Annotated in this window: 17 protein-coding genes; 13 read left to right on the top strand and 4 right to left on the bottom strand. The window is 65.6% G+C overall.

Going from position 1 to position 16,986, the window contains the following annotated elements:
- The first annotated feature begins 134 nt into the window (after positions 1 to 134).
- From def to IB229_RS10070, 5 genes are read left to right on the top strand one after another with little or no spacing between them, the layout of a single operon-like run.
- Positions 135 to 641, top strand: coding sequence for a peptide deformylase (gene def, locus IB229_RS10090; protein ID WP_192327782.1), 507 nt, complete (start codon positions 135 to 137; stop codon positions 639 to 641).
- Between the two features lie 60 nt (positions 642 to 701).
- The gene (gene fmt / locus IB229_RS10085) at positions 702 to 1,634 is read left to right on the top strand and encodes a methionyl-tRNA formyltransferase (protein ID WP_192327779.1); all 933 of its coding nucleotides are present in this window, start codon (positions 702 to 704) and stop codon (positions 1,632 to 1,634) included.
- Complete coding sequence (rsmB, locus tag IB229_RS10080; protein WP_192327776.1) at positions 1,631 to 2,959, top strand: 16S rRNA (cytosine(967)-C(5))-methyltransferase RsmB; 1,329 nt, start codon at positions 1,631 to 1,633, stop codon at positions 2,957 to 2,959. Before fmt ends, rsmB begins: the two co-directional genes overlap by 4 nt.
- A gap of 13 nt (positions 2,960 to 2,972) precedes the next feature.
- Complete coding sequence (gene trkA, locus IB229_RS10075) at positions 2,973 to 4,346, top strand: Trk system potassium transporter TrkA (RefSeq protein ID WP_192327774.1); 1,374 nt, start codon at positions 2,973 to 2,975, stop codon at positions 4,344 to 4,346.
- 13 nt (positions 4,347 to 4,359) lie between these two features.
- Positions 4,360 to 4,689: a tetratricopeptide repeat protein gene (locus IB229_RS10070; RefSeq protein WP_192327771.1), complete on the top strand. Its 330-nt coding sequence runs from the start codon at positions 4,360 to 4,362 to the stop codon at positions 4,687 to 4,689.
- Between the two features lie 55 nt (positions 4,690 to 4,744).
- Here the strand turns inward: IB229_RS10070 and IB229_RS10065 are convergent, their stop codons facing one another.
- From IB229_RS10065 to IB229_RS10050, 4 genes are all read right to left on the bottom strand, one after another.
- Positions 4,745 to 5,014 (bottom strand): PilZ domain-containing protein, encoded by a 270-nt coding sequence (locus tag IB229_RS10065; RefSeq protein WP_192327768.1) that lies wholly within the window; start codon positions 5,012 to 5,014, stop codon positions 4,745 to 4,747.
- A gap of 61 nt (positions 5,015 to 5,075) precedes the next feature.
- Positions 5,076 to 5,963, bottom strand: coding sequence for a lysophospholipid acyltransferase (locus tag IB229_RS10060; protein WP_192327765.1), 888 nt, complete (start codon positions 5,961 to 5,963; stop codon positions 5,076 to 5,078).
- 130 nt (positions 5,964 to 6,093) lie between these two features.
- Positions 6,094 to 6,642, bottom strand: coding sequence for a DNA-3-methyladenine glycosylase I (locus IB229_RS10055; RefSeq protein ID WP_192327762.1), 549 nt, complete (start codon positions 6,640 to 6,642; stop codon positions 6,094 to 6,096).
- A gap of 57 nt (positions 6,643 to 6,699) precedes the next feature.
- Positions 6,700 to 7,917, bottom strand: a complete 1,218-nt coding sequence (locus IB229_RS10050) for a class I SAM-dependent methyltransferase (protein WP_192327759.1) — start codon at positions 7,915 to 7,917, stop codon at positions 6,700 to 6,702.
- A gap of 217 nt (positions 7,918 to 8,134) precedes the next feature.
- Between IB229_RS10050 and glyQ the strand changes: the two genes are divergently transcribed.
- From glyQ to IB229_RS10010, 8 genes are all read left to right on the top strand, one after another.
- The gene (gene glyQ / locus IB229_RS10045) at positions 8,135 to 9,082 is read left to right on the top strand and encodes a glycine--tRNA ligase subunit alpha (protein ID WP_192327757.1); all 948 of its coding nucleotides are present in this window, start codon (positions 8,135 to 8,137) and stop codon (positions 9,080 to 9,082) included.
- Positions 9,082 to 11,136, top strand: coding sequence for a glycine--tRNA ligase subunit beta (glyS, locus tag IB229_RS10040; protein ID WP_192327753.1), 2,055 nt, complete (start codon positions 9,082 to 9,084; stop codon positions 11,134 to 11,136). The genes glyQ and glyS overlap by 1 nt, the downstream gene beginning before the upstream one ends.
- A 100-nt stretch (positions 11,137 to 11,236) precedes the next feature.
- The gene (gmhB, locus tag IB229_RS10035) at positions 11,237 to 11,767 is read left to right on the top strand and encodes a D-glycero-beta-D-manno-heptose 1,7-bisphosphate 7-phosphatase (RefSeq protein ID WP_192327751.1); all 531 of its coding nucleotides are present in this window, start codon (positions 11,237 to 11,239) and stop codon (positions 11,765 to 11,767) included.
- A gap of 14 nt (positions 11,768 to 11,781) precedes the next feature.
- Positions 11,782 to 12,555, top strand: coding sequence for a lysophospholipid acyltransferase family protein (locus IB229_RS10030; RefSeq protein ID WP_192327746.1), 774 nt, complete (start codon positions 11,782 to 11,784; stop codon positions 12,553 to 12,555).
- 228 nt (positions 12,556 to 12,783) lie between these two features.
- Entirely contained in the window at positions 12,784 to 13,407 is a 624-nt protein-coding gene (locus IB229_RS10025) for a CDP-alcohol phosphatidyltransferase family protein (RefSeq protein WP_192327744.1), read from the top strand.
- Between the two features lie 10 nt (positions 13,408 to 13,417).
- Positions 13,418 to 15,175, top strand: a complete 1,758-nt coding sequence (locus IB229_RS10020; protein WP_192327741.1) for a bifunctional alpha/beta hydrolase/class I SAM-dependent methyltransferase — start codon at positions 13,418 to 13,420, stop codon at positions 15,173 to 15,175.
- Positions 15,175 to 16,536: a phosphatase PAP2/dual specificity phosphatase family protein gene (locus IB229_RS10015; protein ID WP_192327738.1), complete on the top strand. Its 1,362-nt coding sequence runs from the start codon at positions 15,175 to 15,177 to the stop codon at positions 16,534 to 16,536. Before IB229_RS10020 ends, IB229_RS10015 begins: the two co-directional genes overlap by 1 nt.
- Entirely contained in the window at positions 16,526 to 16,981 is a 456-nt protein-coding gene (locus IB229_RS10010) for a hypothetical protein (RefSeq protein WP_192327735.1), read from the top strand. The genes IB229_RS10015 and IB229_RS10010 overlap by 11 nt, the downstream gene beginning before the upstream one ends.
- Positions 16,982 to 16,986: the final 5 nt, after the last annotated feature.

Here is a 16,986-nt window from a genome sequence, read left to right as displayed (position 1 = left end):
GCGGTGAATCCCTTTATTATGTGGCGGACGCCTGTAAGCCGCTGAAGACGCGGCTTTAAAGCCGTTTTTCAAAGCTGCTCAGCATATTAGCAGCGGTTTTTGACTTTATTCCACAAGTGCATCACAAACATCCTATGGCGATTCTAAACATCCTCGAATTTCCCGATCCGCGCCTGCGCACCATTGCCAGGCCGGTCACCGTGTTCGACGACGCGCTGCACAAGCTGATCGACGACATGTTCGAGACCATGTACGCCGCACCGGGCATCGGCCTCGCTGCAACGCAGATCAATGTGCACAAGCGCCTGGTGGTCATGGACCTCTCGGAAGACAAGAGCGAGCCGCGGGTTTTCATCAACCCGGAGTTCGAATCGCTGACCGAGCAGATGGACCAGTACCAGGAAGGCTGCCTGTCGGTACCCGGCTTCTACGAGAACGTCGACCGCCCGCAGAAGGTCAAGATCAAGGCCCAGGACAAGCACGGCGAGCCCTATGAACTGATCGCCGAAGGCCTGCTCGCAGTGTGCATCCAGCACGAGTGCGATCACCTCAACGGCAAGCTGTTCGTCGACTACCTGTCTACCCTCAAGCGCGACAGGATCAAGAAGAAGCTGGAAAAGCAGCACCGCCAGCAGGCTTGATCGCCGAACCCCAAAGGCTTGCCTCGGCAAGCCTTTTTCTTTTCACCTAGCGAGTCCTCCATGCGCATCGTCTTTGCCGGCACCCCCGAATTCGCTGCCCAGCACCTGCAGGCCCTGCTCGACGCCGGGCGTCAGGTGGTGGCCGTCTACACCCAGCCCGACCGCCCCGCAGGCCGTGGGCAGAAGCTCACGCCCAGCCCGGTCAAGCAGCTGGCGCTGGCGCACGACATCCCCGTGCTGCAGCCGCCAACCCTGCGCGCCGCCGAAGCCCAGGCCGAACTGGCGGCGCTGGCCCCGGACCTGATGGTGGTGGTCGCCTACGGCCTGATCCTGCCGCAGGTGGTGCTGGATATCCCGCGCCTGGGCTGCATCAACAGCCATGCCTCGCTGCTGCCGCGCTGGCGTGGCGCCGCACCGATCCAGCGCGCGGTGCAGGCCGGTGACGCTGAAAGCGGTGTCACGGTGATGCGCATGGAAGCGGGGCTCGACACCGGCCCGATGCTGCTCAAGGTGACCACGCCGATCTCCGCCAGCGATACCGGCGGCAGCCTGCACGATCGTCTCGCCGAACTCGGGCCACAGGCGGTGCTGCAGGCCATCGACGGCCTGCAGGCCGGCACGCTGCACGGCGAGGTGCAGGACGACAGCCTCGCCACCTACGCCCACAAGCTGAACAAAGACGAAGCGCGCCTCGACTGGGCGCGCCCGGCACTTGAGCTGGAACGCCTGATCCGCGCCTTCAACCCCTGGCCGATCTGCCACAGCACGCTGAATGGCGAGCCGCTCAAGGTGCTCGCCGCCAGCCTGGGCGAAGGCAGCGGCTTACCAGGAACCATCATCGCCGCCAGTCGCGACGGCCTGACCGTGGCCTGCGGCGCAAGCGCCCTGCGCCTGACCCGCCTGCAACTGCCCGGCGGCAAGCCACTGGCCTTCAGCGACCTGTACAACAGCCGTCGCGAGCAGTTCGCCCTAGGCCTGGTTCTCGGTCAATGAATCCGCGCCTGGCCGCCGCCCGCGCCCTGGCCAGCGTGCTCAACGGCAAGGCTTCTTTGGGCAGCAGCCTGCCGCCGCTGCTGGACAAGGTCGACGCCCGGGACCGCGGCCTGGCCCAGGACCTGGCCTTCGGTGCCGCGCGCTGGCAACCGCGCCTGGCCCTGCTCGCCGAGAAGCTGTTGCAGAAGCCGTTCAAGGCCGCCGACCGCGATGTCGAGGCGTTGCTGCTGGTCGGTCTGTACCAGCTGTTCTACACGCGTATCCCGGCTCATGCCGCCATCGGCGAGACCGTCGCCTGCATCGACACGCTGAAGAAGACCTCGCTCAAGGGCCTGCTCAACGCCGTGCTGCGCAACGCCCAGCGCGACAGCGAAAGCCTCTTCGCCAGCCTGGACCGCGACCCGGTGCTGCACACCGCACACCCGCGCTGGTTGCAGAAGGCGCTCAAGGCGCACTGGCCAGAGCACTGGCAGGCGATCTGCGCCGCCAACAATGCCCATCCGCCGCTGATCCTGCGCGTCAACCGTCGCCACGGCAGCCGTGACGCCTACCTCGCCGAACTGCGCGAAGCCGGCATCGCGGCCGAGTCCTGTACGTTCAGCCGCGACGGCATCCGCCTGCTCGAAGCTCAGGATGTGAAGACCCTGCCGGGCTTCGCCGAAGGCCGCGTCAGCGTGCAGGACGAGGCTGCGCAACTGGCGGCCGACCTGCTCGACCTGGCGCCCGGTCAGCGCGTACTGGATGCCTGCGCCGCGCCCGGCGGCAAGACCTGCCACCTGCTCGAGGCCGAGCCAGGGCTGAGCGAAGTGATTGCCCTCGACCTGGAACCCAATCGTCTGCTGCGGGTGCGCGAGAACCTCGAGCGCCTCGGTCTGGATGCCACGCTGATCGCCGCCGATGGCCGTGACACGGCGCACTGGTGGGACGGCAAGCCGTTCCAGCGCATCCTCCTCGATGCACCGTGTTCCGCCACCGGGGTGATCCGTCGCCACCCGGACATCAAGCTGACCCGCCAGCCCGACGACATCGCCGCGCTGGCCGTGCTGCAGGGCGAGCTGCTCGATGCCCTGTGGGCGACGCTGGAGGTCGGCGGTGTGCTGCTCTACGCCACCTGCTCGGTGCTGCCGCCGGAGAACAGCGACACCATCGCCGCCTTCCTCGCTCGCACACCGGGCGCCCGTGAGCTGGATATCGCCGCCCCGCCCGGCCAGCCTACCGCCGGCCTCAAACCGGCTCACGGCCGTCAGCTGCTGCCACAGGTCGACGGCCATGACGGCTTCTACTATGCCAAGCTGATCAAGATCGCCGCGGCAGCCCGCGGCTGAGGAAAGGAAGCGCATGAAAATCATCATTCTCGGCGCCGGCCAGGTTGGCGGCACACTGGCGGAACACCTGGCCAGCGAGGCCAACGACATCACCGTGGTCGACACCGACGGCGACCGCCTGCGCGACCTCGGCGACCGCCTCGACATCCGCACCGTGCAAGGCCGCGGCTCGTTCCCCACGGTGCTGCGCCAGGCCGGTGCCGACGATGCCGACATGCTGGTGGCAGTGACCAACAGCGACGAAACCAACATGGTCGCCTGCCAGGTCGCCTACACCCTGTTCCACACGCCGACCAAGATCGCCCGCGTGCGCGAGTCGGCCTACCTGACCCGCGAGGCGCTGTTCAACAACGAGCACATCCCGGTCGACGTGCTGATCAGCCCCGAACAGGTGGTGACCAACTACATCAAGCGCCTGATCGAATACCCCGGCGCGCTGCAAGTCATCGACTTCGCCGAGGGCAAGGCTCAGCTGGTCGCGGTCAAGGCCTACTACGGTGGGCCCCTGGTCGGCCAGCAGCTCAAGCAACTGCGCCAGCACATGCCCAACGTCGACACCCGCGTCGCCGCAATCTTCCGCCGCAACCGGCCGATCATGCCCAAGGGCGACACCATCATCGAGGCCGACGACGAGGTGTTCTTCATCGCCGCCCGGGCGCACATCCGCGCGGTGATGAGCGAGATGCGCCGCCTCGAGGACAGCTACAAGAAGGTGGTGATCGCCGGCGGCGGGCACATTGGCGAGCGCCTCGCCGAGGCCATCGAAAGCCGCTACCAGGTGAAGATCATCGAGATGAATGCGGCGCGCTGCCGCCACCTCTCGGACAGCCTGGAAAGCACCATCGTCCTGCAGGGCAGCGCCTCCGACCGCGACCTGCTGGTGGAAGAGAACATCAACGACGCCGACATCTTCCTCGCCCTGACCAACGACGACGAGGCCAACATCATGTCGTCCCTGCTGGCCAAGCGCCTGGGCGCGCGCAAGGTGATGACCATCATCAACAACCCGGCCTACGTCGACCTGGTCCAGGGCGGCGACATCGACATCGCCATCAGCCCGCAGCTGGCCACCATCGGCACCCTGCTGACCCACGTGCGCCGCGGCGACATCGAGAGCGTGCACTCGCTACGACGCGGCGCGGCCGAAGCCATCGAGGCCATCGCCCACGGCGACGCCAAGTCGAGCAAGGTGGTGGGCAAGGCCATCGGCGAAATCGACCTGCCGCCAGGCACCACCATCGGCGCGATCATCCGCGACGAGGAAGTGCTGATCGCCCACGACGCCACGCGCATCGAGAGCGGTGACCACGTGATCCTGTTCCTCGTCGACAAGAAGTACATCCGCGACGTGGAGCGCCTGTTCCAGGTCGGCCTGACCTTCTTCTGACACGGAGTCACCCATGCTCGAATCCCTGGAGAGAATGCTGGCCAAGGGCGTCGACAACGCCCTGCTGCGCTTTGGCCTGGGCAAAGGCTACCTCGACGCCGGCGAGCCGGCGCAGGCCGCCGAACACCTGCAGAAATGCCTGGGCTTCGACCCCGGCTATTCGGCGGCGTGGAAGCTGCTCGGCAAGGCTTGCCAGAGCCAGGGGCTGATCGAGGAAGCGCGCCAGGCCTGGCACAACGGCCTGGAAGTGGCGCGCAAGCGCGGTGACAAGCAGACGGAAAAGGAGATGCAGGTATTCCTGCGCAAGCTGGACAAGCAACACCCGGAACGGGGTAGCGACTAGCTCGGTTCGATTCGGCAGGGCGCCAACCTTCAGGCCGGCGCGGACGAGCGGGGCGTTATTGCTTTTCCAGGAAGCTCAGGCCGACGCCGAGCGGCTCGACCCGTACCACCTTCATCTTCAGGATGGGCGCCTCGATCGGCAGGCCCTGGACCTGACCGCTGACTTCCTCGTCGACCTGCAGCAGGCTCTGCGCATCGTCGACCACCACGAACACGCCGGTCTCGGAGATATCGCGGGTCATCACCAGCAGTTGGCCATGCACCGGGTGGTCGATGCGCAGCTGGACTTTCAGCGGCGTACGCAGGTGATCGCGCTTGTTATCCATGACTATCCTGTCGACTGCTGGAATGAAGTGGCTCAAACGGTACTGACTAACCGCCGCCGGATCAATACCACTTCTCTTCGCCAGGCGGGCGCTTCTTGAAACGCTTCATCGTCCACATGTACTGACTGGGGGCGGCGCGCACCTGTTTTTCGATACCGGCATTGAGCGCCGCCACGGCTGCTTCCACATCATCGCCGTACAACGCTTCGGCAGGCGCTTCGAATACCAGGCGATAACCGCTGCCATCGTCGAGGCGCAGGGCATGCATAAACACGCCGGTCGCCTTGTGCCCATTGACCAGCGATGGCACGAACTTGCTGGTCAATGCAGGAACGCCGAGGAAGGGCACGAATACGCCACTGGAGAGGCTCGGTTCCGGATCGGCGGCGATCCCGGCTACACCACCACGGCGCACGGTCTTGATCAGGCCGAGAATGCCTTCCTTGGTGGACGGCGCCACGCTATTGCCCAGGCGCACACGCTGTTTGACCAGCATGTCGTCGACAGCCTTGAGCTTGAGTGGACGGTAGAGAATCACTGGTTTGCACAGCGAGCTGACGTACTGCAACAGCAGCTCCCAGTTGCCCAGGTGGCTGGTAATCAGTACCACGCCCTTGCCGGTATCCAGTGCCTGCTGCAGCACCTCCATGCCTTCGACATGGCGAATCAGGGTAAAGGCTTTCTGCGACGGCCAGATCCACGCGCAGGCGCTTTCCGTGAAGGTCTTGCCGATATCGCGCAGGCTCTCGCCAACCAGACGCTCGCGGGTGGCTTCGTCCATGTGCGGGAAGCAGTGGCGCAGGTTGATGCGCACCACCTCGCGCGAGCGGGTCGGCAGTTTCCAGTTCAACCAACCGATCAGCGCGCCAATGGCCTGCACCGCGCGCCATGGCAACAGGGCGAACAGACGCAGCAGACCGACGACCAGCGCGCCTTTGAGCTTCTCCACGGAGCACTCCCGAGTAAATAAAGCCGGGCATTGTAGCGATTGTGACCGCCCGGTCCAGCCATGCGCTGCCGGCAGCACCAACGCCGCCGTCAGGCTCCGTGGAAAAGCGCGGCGCAGAGCCTTCGGCAGATCAGCTCAATTGAGCGTAGCGGTCACAGTCGCGGGTGTGGTCCATGACCATGCCGGCGGCCTGCATGTAGGCGTAGCAGATGGTCGGCCCGACGAAGTTGAAGCCCAGTTTCTTCAAAGCCTTGCTCATCGCCTCGGCTTCCGGGGTTACCGCCGGCACGTCGCCACGGCCGCTGAAGTGATTGATCTTCGGCGCACCGCCGACGAAGGACCAGAGCAGCGTCACCGGGTCTTCCAGCTTGAGCCAGGCCTGGGCGTTCTGTCGCGCGGACTTGAGCTTGAGGCGGTTGCGGATGATGCCCGGGTCCTGCATCAGGGTCTCGATCTCGTCATCGGTCAGGCGCGCCAGGCGCTGCGCGTCGAAGCCGAACAACACCTTGCGGTAGTGCTCGCGCTTCTTCAGCACGGTGATCCACGACAGCCCGGCCTGAAAGCCTTCGAGCAAGAGCATTTCGAACAGCCATTGCGGGTCGCGCTGCGGCACGCCCCACTCTTCATCGTGATAGGTCATGTACAGCGGATCGTCGTTACACCAGAAACAGCGCGGCATGGCGTTTACATCCAAAGGGAGTCGTGCCGCACTGTAGCGCAGAGCACGAGGTGACCGTTAAAAGCGCCCGTCCGCCTGCAACAGGGTTTCCAGGCAGTGCTCCTGAATCCCGTAGAACTGCTTGATGCCCTGGATCTTCTCCAGCAGCGCACTCGGCTCCACCGGCTCGGGGCGCTTCACCGCCAGAATCATCTTGTTCTTGTTGGTGTGCTCCAGGGAGACGAACTCGAACACCTTGGTCTCATAGCCGCTGGCTTCCAGCAGCAGGGCGCGCAGGCTGTCGGTGACCATCTCGGCTTCCTGGCCAAGGTGTACGCCGTATTGCAGCATGGGTTTGAGCATGGCCGGCGTATGCATCTGCGGGCGGATCTGCTTATGGCAGCAGGGCGAGCACATGATGATCGCCGCGCCGCTGCGAATGCCCAGGTGCAGGGCGTAGTCGGTGGCCACGTCGCAGGCGTGCAGGGCGATCATCACGTCGATGGCGGCGGGGGTGTAGGTGCGCACATCGCCGTGCTCGAAGCGCAGCCCCGGCTGCTCCAGGCGGGCGGCAGCCGTGTTGCCCAGGCGCACCATGTCTTCGCGCAGCTCCACACCAGTGACTTGGCCTTGCAGGCCCAGGCTGTTGCGCAGGTAGTCGTGCATGGCGAAGGTCAGGTAGCCCTTGCCCGAACCGAAGTCGACGGCATGGATCGGCAGCTGCGGATCGCGCTGCTGCAGCGGCGAGTGACTCAGGGCGTGGGAAAACACCTCGATGAACTTGTTGATCTGCTTCCACTTGCGCGCCATCGCCGGCACCAGTTCGTGCTTGGCGGTGGTCACTCCCAGATCCGAGAGGAACGGTCGGCTCAGTTCGAGGAAGCGCTTCTTCTCCCGGTCATGGCCGGCGGCCGGCGCCTCGCGCTCGGTAGCCTTGCCGACGAACAGGCGCGCCTTGTCCTTCTTGCCGAAGGTCAGCTGCACATCCTCGGTCAGCGACAGCAGGTGGGCGTTCTTGAACGCCGCCGGCAGCAGGCTGGCGATATGTGCGAGGGCTTCGGCCACAGGCAGGTTCTTGGTCAGGTCGCGGGTCTTGTAGGTGGAGACGAACGATAGGCAGGCCTGGCCTTTGACCGTTACCGGGCGAATGGTCAGGCGCTGCAGCTCGGCTTCCTCGCCCTGGTACTTGCTCAGCAGCAGCTTGACCAGGGTGTTCTGCACCACGCTGATTTCCAGCAGGGCGAGAAACTCGTCGCGAGCGGCAGTGGCGGCGGAGGGCAGAGGTTCGACTGACATGGAAAAGGCCTGAGTAAGCGCTGCCGGTACTGGCAAGGGGCGTAATGCTACAGGGTCCATCGCATCCCGTGCGCACTGGCTGATCAACACCCGCCGGGCAACGCAGGCAGCACCCGACTTTGCGCGATCTCCCGGCCTGGCGGCCGCCATCTCCCGTGCGGGTTTCATCGGGTATACTGCGCGGCTTTATGCCAACACCCCGATACCGGTGAAATTCGTGAGCCAGACAACGCCCGACGTAAGCACCTTCCAAGGTCTGATCCTTGCCCTGCAAAGCTACTGGGCCGAACAGGGTTGCGTGATCCTGCAGCCCTACGACATGGAAATGGGTGCAGGTACCTTCCACACCGCCACCTTCCTGCGCGCCATCGGCCCGGAAACCTGGAACGCTGCCTACGTGCAGCCCTCGCGGCGCCCGGCTGACGGCCGCTACGGCGAGAACCCCAACCGCCTGCAGCATTACTACCAGTTCCAGGTGGTGCTCAAGCCGAACCCGGACAACATTCAGGACCTGTACCTGGAGTCGCTGCGCCGCATCGGCGTCGACACCCTGGTGCACGACATCCGCTTCGTCGAAGACAACTGGGAATCGCCAACCCTCGGCGCCTGGGGTCTGGGCTGGGAAGTCTGGCTCAACGGCATGGAAGTCACCCAGTTCACCTACTTCCAGCAGGTCGGTGGCGTCGAGTGCTACCCGGTCACCGGCGAGATCACCTACGGCCTTGAGCGCCTGGCCATGTACCTGCAGGGCGTCGACTCGGTGTATGACTTGGTCTACTCCGACGGCCCGTTCGGCAAGGTCACCTACGGCGACGTGTTCCACCAGAACGAAGTGGAGCAGTCCACCTTCAACTTCGAGCACGCCAACGTCGACAAGCTGTTCGACCTGTTCGACTTCTACGAGTCCGAGGCCAACCGCCTGATGGAGCTGAAGCTGCCGCTGCCAGCCTATGAAATGGTGATCAAGGCCTCGCACAGCTTCAACCTGCTCGATGCCCGCCGCGCGATCTCGGTGACCGCGCGCCAGCAGTACATCCTGCGCGTGCGCACGCTGTCGCGCAGCATCGCCCAGAGCTACCTGCTGGCCCGCGCCAAGCTCGGCTTCCCGATGGCCACGCCGGAGTTGCGTGATGAAGTGCTGGCTCAGTTGAAGGAGGCCGAATAATGAGCGCTCAGGATTTTCTGGTTGAACTGGGCACCGAAGAGCTGCCACCGAAAGCGCTGAAAAGCCTCGGTGACGCCTTCCTCGCTGGAATCGAAAAAGGTCTCAAGACTGCAGGCCTGAGCTACACCAACGCCCGCGTCTACGCCGCGCCGCGCCGCCTCGCCGTGCTGGTCGGGCAGCTGGCCGCGCAGCAGCCGGATCGCACCGTCAACCTCGACGGCCCGCCCGTGCAGGCGGCGTTCGATGCCGACGGCAACCCGACCCAGGCCGCCTTGGGCTTCGCCAAGAAGTGCGGCGTCGACCTCGCCGAGATCGACCGCAGCGGCGCGAAACTGAAATTCAGCCAGTCGATCGCCGGCCAGCCGGCTTCCGGCCTGCTGCCTGGCATCGTCGAAGCCTCGCTCAACGACCTGCCGATTCCCAAGCGCATGCGCTGGGGCGCGCGCAAGACCGAGTTCGTCCGCCCGAGCCAGTGGCTGGTGATGCTCTTCGGCGACGCGGTGATCGACTGCGAGATCCTCGCGCAGAAGTCCGGCCGCGTTTCGCGCGGGCATCGTTTCCACGCCAACCGTGACGTCGCCATCGGCAGCCCGGCAAGCTACGCCGAAGACCTGCGCGCCGCCTACGTGATCGCCGACTTCGCCGAGCGTCGCGCGCAGATCGCCGCCCGCGTCGAGGAACTGGCCCGCGCCGAGAACGGTAGCGCCATCGTCCCGCCGGCCCTGCTCGACGAAGTCAGCGCCCTGGTCGAATGGCCGGTGCCGCTGGTCTGCTCCTTCGAGGAACGCTTCCTCGAGGTGCCGCAGGAAGCGCTGATCACCACCATGCAGGACAACCAGAAGTACTTCTGCCTGCTCGACGGCAACGGCAAGCTGCTGCCGCGCTTCATCACCGTGGCCAACATCGAATCGAAGGACCCGGCGCAGATCGTCGCCGGTAACGAGAAGGTCGTGCGCCCACGCCTGACCGACGCCGAGTTCTTCTTCAAGCAGGACAAGAAGCAGAAGCTGGAAACCTTCAACCAGCGCCTGCAGAACGTGGTGTTCCAGGCCCAGCTCGGCACCGTGTTCGACAAGGCCGAACGCGTCTCCAGGCTGGCCGCGTTCATCGCCGAGCGCATCGGTGGCGACGCCGAGCGTGCCGCTCGCGCCGGCCTGCTGTGCAAGTGCGACCTGGCCACCGAGATGGTCGGCGAGTTCCCGGAAATGCAGGGTATTGCCGGCTACTACTACGCCCTCAATGACGGCGAGCCGGACGACGTGGCCCAGGCGCTGAACGAGCAGTACATGCCGCGCGGCGCCGGCGCCGAGCTACCGCAGACCCTGACCGGTGCCGCCGTGGCCGTGGCCGACAAGCTCGACACCCTGGTCGGCATCTTCGGCATCGGCATGCTGCCCACCGGTTCCAAGGATCCGTATGCCCTGCGCCGCGCCGCGCTCGGCGTACTGCGCATCCTCATCGAGAAGGACCTCGACCTCGACCTCAGCGCCGCCATCGCCTTCGCCATCCAGCTGTTCGGCGACAAGGTCAAGGCCGACGGCCTGGCCGCACAGGTGCAGGACTTCATCTTCGACCGCCTGCGTGCGCGCTACGAAGACGAAGGCGTGGACGTTGCCGTGTACCAGGCCGTGCGTGCTCTGAACCCCGGTTCGCCGCTGGACTTCGACCAGCGCGTGCAGGCGGTGCAGATGTTCCGCTCGCTGCCGGATGCCGCCGCCCTGGCCGCCGCCAACAAGCGCGTGTCCAACCTGCTCGGCAAGTTCGAGGGTGAGCTGCCGGCCAGCGTCGAGGCGCACTACTTCGACAACCCCAGCGAATTCGCCCTGTACGCGGCGATCCAGCAGGCCGATCACGCGGTGCAGCCACTGGCCGCCGAGCGTCGCTACCGTGAAGCACTGGAACGCCTGGCGGGCCTGCGCGAGCCAGTGGACGCGTTCTTCGACGCGGTGCTGGTGAACGCCGAGGACGCCTCGGTACGCGCCAACCGCTATGCCCTGCTGGCGCGCCTGCGCGGGCTGTTCTTCGGCGTTGCCGATATCTCTCTGCTCGGCTGAGGAAACGGCGGATGGGTTGAGGGCGCAGTCCCGATACCCATCTTGCCCACGCCATGCATAGCGCTCCGCTCAACCACCCAACGGAACGGAAACCGCTCCGATGAAACTGCTGATTCTCGACCGTGACGGCGTCATCAACGAAGACTCCGACGCCTACATCAAATCCCTCGACGAATGGCTGCCGATCCCCGGCGCCATCGACGCCATAGCGCGCCTGAGCAAAGCCGGCTGGACCGTGGCCGTGGCCACCAACCAATCGGGCCTGGCGCGCGGCTACTACGACCTGCCCACTCTCGAGTCGATGCACGCCCGGCTGCGCCAACTGGTGGCAGAGCAGGGCGGCGATGTCGGCCTGATCGTGCACTGCCCGCATGGCCCGGACGATGGCTGCGACTGCCGCAAGCCGAAACCCGGCATGCTCCGGCAGATCGCTGCGCACTACGGCACGGAACTGGCAGGAACCTGGTTCGTCGGCGACAGCGCGGGTGACCTGCAGGCGGCGGTGGCCGTCCATTGCCAGCCAGTGCTGGTAAAAACCGGCAAAGGCGAACGGACCCTGGGCAAGCCATTGCCAGCGGGAACCCTGATATTCGATGATCTGGCGGCCATCGCCGATCAGCTTCTTCTCTAGAGAACCCGAGCCCCATGACGACAGTGCAGGCCATCAGAACCTTCTTCTTCTACCTGCTGCTGTCATCCAGCTCCTTCTTCTGGTGCATCCTCTGCGTGTTCGTCGCGCCGTTCCTGCCATTTCGCGCGCGCTACCGCTTCGTCATCCAGACCTGGTGCCGCAGTGCCACCTGGCTGGCCAGGGTGGTCGTCGGCATCCGCTATGAAGTGCACGGCCTGGAAAACATCCCGGACACGCCCTGCGTGATCCTCGCCAAGCACCAGAGCACGTGGGAAACCTTCTTCCTCTCCGCGTTCTTCGAGCCGCTGTCGCAGGTGGTCAAGCGCGAGCTGCTGTATGTGCCGTTCTTCGGCTGGGCGATGGCCATGCTGCGGCCGATCGCCATCGACCGCAGCAACCCCAAGGCCGCGCTCAAGCAGCTGGCCAAGCAGGGTGCCGAGCGCATCGAGCAGGGCGCCTGGGTGCTGGTGTTCCCCGAGGGCACGCGGATTCCGCCGGGGCAGATCGGCAAGTTTTCTCGTGGCGGTGCAGCCTTGGCGGTGAACGCCGGCCTGCCGGTGCTGCCCATCGCCCACAACGCCGGCGAATTCTGGCCCAAGCAGGGCTGGGCCAAGTACCCGGGCACCATCCAGGTGGTCATCGGCCCGCTGATGCATGCTGAAGGCAGCGGCCCGCGGGCCATCGCCGAACTCAACGAACGCGCCTTCAACTGGGTCAGCCAGACCCAGGCACAAATCACCGGCGACGCCGTGGAAGTGGCCGCCACAGACGTCTCCAGCGTGGCCTGACACCGCTGTGGATAAGCTGTGCACGAAAAGCCGGCAGAACGCCATTAATCAGCTCAACTATCTGATTTTCATGGTTTTTAGCCTAAAAACAGTTACCTCCACTGCGGGGCATAAGTTTTCTCGATAGCGCCGCCCATATCGGCAAATAGGCGAGCGGCGCACGCCGGTGCTGGCCGCAAAGGAATAAGCTACGGCGAACCCGCCGGGCTGCTGAAAAGGAATTTCTACATGCTGTCGATTTACCAGCTCAAACCGCGCTTCCAGAACCTGCTGCGTCCCGGCGTCACCCGCCTGCACGCACGCGGCGTGACCGCCAACCAGGTGACCCTCGTCGCCGGTATCGTCTCGGTTCTGCTTGGCGTTCTGCTGACCCTGTTCAGCGAGCAGCTGTGGCTGTTCGCCCTGATCCCGCTGTGGATGATCCTGCGCATGGCGCTGAATGCCGTCGACGGCATGCTCGCCCGCGAATTCGGCCAACAGTCCAGACTCGGTGCCTACCTCAACGAACTCTGCGACGTGATCGCCGACAGTGCCCTGTACCTGCCGTTCGCCCTGCTGCCCGGGGTTTCGCCGCTGCTGGTGATCCTCGTGGTGCTGTTCGCGGTGATCAGCGAATACACCGGCGTGCTCGGGCCGATGGTCGGCGCCTCGCGGCGCTATGACGGGCCGATGGGCAAGAGCGACCGCGCCTTCTGCTTTGGCGTGCTCGGCGCCGGCGTGGCCTGCGGGCTGCTGGCCGCCGCCTGGATCAACGGCGCGCTGGCGGTGATCCTCGCCCTGTTGCTGTACACCCTGTTCAACCGCGTGCGCCAAGGCCTGGCCGAAGTCGCACAACCCTCCCATTCGGAATAAGGACATTTCGATGCGCGAAGCCCAGAACCTCGTTTTCACCACCCACGATGGCGTCGAGCTGCTTTATCGCCACTGGCCCGCCACCACCGCCGATATCCGCACGCCGCGCCGCGCCGTGGTGATGTTCCACCGCGGCCACGAACACGGTGGACGCATGGCCCATCTGGTCGATGAACTCGACCTCGCCGACTTCGACTTCTACGCCTGGGACGCCCGCGGCCACGGCCTGTCGCCCGGTGCGCGCGGCGACAGCCCGAGCTTCGCCACCAGCGTGCGTGACGTGCAGACCTTCATCGACCACATCGCCACGCGCCACGGTATCGCCGTCGAAGACATGGCCGTACTGGCACAAAGTGTCGGCGCGGTGGTGGTGTCCACCTGGGCCCACGACTACGCGCCGAAGATTCGCGCCCTGGTGCTCGCCTCGCCGGCCTTCAAGGTCAAGCTCTACGTACCCTTCGCCCGCCCCGGCCTCAAGCTGATGCGCGCCTGGCGCGGCAATTTCTTCGTCAACAGCTACGTCAAGGCGCGCTTCCTCAGCCATGACCCGGCGCGCATCGCCTCGTTCGAGAACGACCCGCTGATCACACGACCGATCTCGGTGAACATGCTGCTCGGCCTCTACGAAGCAGCCGACCGCGTGGTGGCTGACGCCCAGGCGATCCAGATCCCCACGCAGCTGCTGATCTCCGGGGCCGACTTCGTCGTCCACCGTAAACCGCAGGAACAGTTCTTCGAACGCCTGGGCAGCCTGCGCAAGGAGAAACACATCCTGCCCGGCTTCTTCCACGACACCCTGGGCGAGCGCGACCGCGCCCATGCCCTGGTCCGTGCGCGGCGCTTTATCCTGCGCAACTTCGAGGAACCGCTCAGCCGCCCTTCGCTGCTGGATGCCGACCGTCTCGGCCTGACCTGCGCCGAATCGGAAACGCTGGCCGCGCCGCTGCCGAAGAACTCCCTCGCCGACCTCTACTGGCGCAGCACCCGCGCCGGCCTCAAGCTCGGCAGCGGTCTGGCCGACGGCGTCAAACTGGGCTTCGCCACCGGCTTCGACTCCGGCAGCACGCTGGACTACGTCTACCGCAACCATCCCAGCGGCAAGGGCGCACTGGGCCGGCTGATCGACCAGAACTACCTGAACTCCATCGGCTGGCGCGGCATTCGTCAGCGCAAGGTGCACGCCGAAGAGCTGCTGCGCCTGGCCATGGCCAATCTGCGCGAACAGAGCAAGGCCGTGCGCATCGTCGACATCGCCGCCGGTCACGGCCGCTACATCCTCGAATCCCTCGACGGCCTCGAGCACAAGCCGGACGCCATCCTGCTGCGCGACTACAGCGACATCAATGTGCGCGACGGCGCCGCGCTGATCGAACAGAAAGGCCTTGGCGCCATCGCCCGCTTCGTCAAAGGCGATGCCTTCGACAAGGCCGATCTCGCTGCCCTGGAGCCGAAGCCGACGCTGGCGGTGGTCTCCGGCCTCTACGAGCTGTTCGGCAGCAACCAGATGGTCGGCGATTCGCTGGCCGGCCTGGCCGCCGCGGTGGAAGAGGGCGGTTACCTGGTCTACACCGGCCAGCCGTGGCACCCGCAACTGGAGCTGATCGCCCGTGCGCTGACCAGCCACCGTGACGGCCAGCCCTGGGTCATGCGCCGCCGCAGCCAGGCGGAAATGGATCAGTTGGTCGAGGCCGCAGGCTTTCGCAAGATCACCCAACGCATCGACGAGTGGGGCATCTTCAGCGTCTCCCTGGCGCAGCGGGTGTCCTGATGAACAGCGACTCCACTGCACGAGAAACCGGGTTGTGGAAGCGTGGGGTGCTCTGGCTGCTGTTGCTCGGCCCGCTGTTTTTCGCCAGCTACGGTTTCGCCAACTGGCTGACCCAGCAGCGCAGCGACGTCGGCAGCCTGGTCTTCGCCTGGGAGAGCCAGACGCCGCTGTGGCCTTGGACCATCGTGCCCTATTGGTCGATCGACCTGCTCTACGGCCTGTCCTTCCTGCTGCCCAGCAGCCGACGCGAGATGGATCGCCACGCCCTGCGCCTGCTCAGCGCCCAACTGATCTGCGTTGCCTGCTTCCTGCTCTGGCCGCTGCGCTTCACCTTCGAGCGCCCGGAGCTGAGCGGCGCCTTCGGCTGGATGTTCGATGTGCTGATGGGCTTCGACAAGCCCTTCAACCAGGCGCCTTCGCTGCACATCGCGCTGCTGGTGGTGATCTGGGTGATGTTCGCCCAGCACACCCGCGGCCTGCTGTTGCGCGGCCTGATGCATGGCTGGATGGCGCTGATCGGGATTTCGGTGCTGACCACCTGGCAACACCACTTCATCGACGTGCCCACGGGCGTGCTGGCCGGCCTGCTATGCGTTTGGCTGTGGCCGCAGGAGGGCATCCGCCCGCTGCTCGGCTGGCAGACCACGCGCGTGCTGCAACGCTGGCGTCTGGCCCTGCGCTACGCCTTCGGCGCGGCGCTGTGCAGCGCATTGGCAGTCAGCCTGGGTGGTTTCGCATTGTGGTTGCTGTGGCCGGCGACGGCGCTGCTGCTGGTGGCGCTGAACTACCTCGGCGTCGGCCAGGCCGGCTTCCAGAAGCAGGCTGATGGCCGCCTGACCCTGGCGGCACGCTGGCTGTTTGCGCCTTACCTGCTCGGTGCCTGGATCAATTCCCGGTTGTGGACGCGCCGTCATCCGCACGCCGGCGAAGTGGTCGCAGGTATCTGGCTCGGCCGTCTGCCCCGTGCGCAGGAAGCCTGGCAGTATCCAGCGCTGCTCGACCTGTGTGCCGAGCTGCCGATGGACAGCTCCGGGCAATCGACCTATCGCTCGCTGCCGCTGCTGGATCTGCTGCCACCCACGGCAGAGGACTGCCAGCGCGCGGCGCATGCCATCGAGGCGCTGCGCGAGCACGGCCCGCTGCTGGTCTGCTGTGCGCTAGGTTACTCGCGCAGCGCCTGCGCTATTGCCGCCTGGCTGCTGCAGTACGGCGGCTGCCAGAGCGTCGACGACGCGCTGCTACGGATTCGCCAGGCGCGCCCGCAGATCGTCCTTGGCGACGAGCATCGGCAGGCCCTGACACTGATGCAGCGGCTGCCCGACTCTCAACCCATCATTCGCGAGGTGGTCCATGGCCTCTGAAATGTCCTTGCTGCTGATCGCCAGCCTGCTGCGCCGCGGCCGCCAGATCGACCAGCTTTCTACCGGCCTGACCCTGCTGGGCCTGGCCGGCGGACTGCTGCCGATGCTGATCGGCCGCGGCAACCTGCTCATGGCTCTGCCCTGCGTGCTGCTGATCCTGCTTGGCCTGGTGCAGAAGTACTGGGCCATCCGCACGGCCCTCGATGCGGAGCTGTTCGCCGCCCTGGCGGCGGATCCGGCGCAGCGTGGGGTACGTATCGCCGAGCTCGACAGCGCCCTGCTCGAGCTGCACCTGCAACCCGCCACACACGCCTCACGCCCCTGGGATGCACGCATCCGCGGCGCCTGGCGTCTGCTGCGCCTGCAAGCCCTGTGGCTGGCCGCGCAACTGTTTCTGGCCCTGACCATGATCCTGGTCGTGCCCTGGTTTTCCTTCGCTGGATAGGAGTT

It is taken from the genome of Pseudomonas sp. PDM14, from assembly GCF_014851905.1.
Classification (GTDB): domain Bacteria; phylum Pseudomonadota; class Gammaproteobacteria; order Pseudomonadales; family Pseudomonadaceae; genus Aquipseudomonas.
This window is presented reverse-complemented; position numbering and strand designations above follow the sequence as displayed.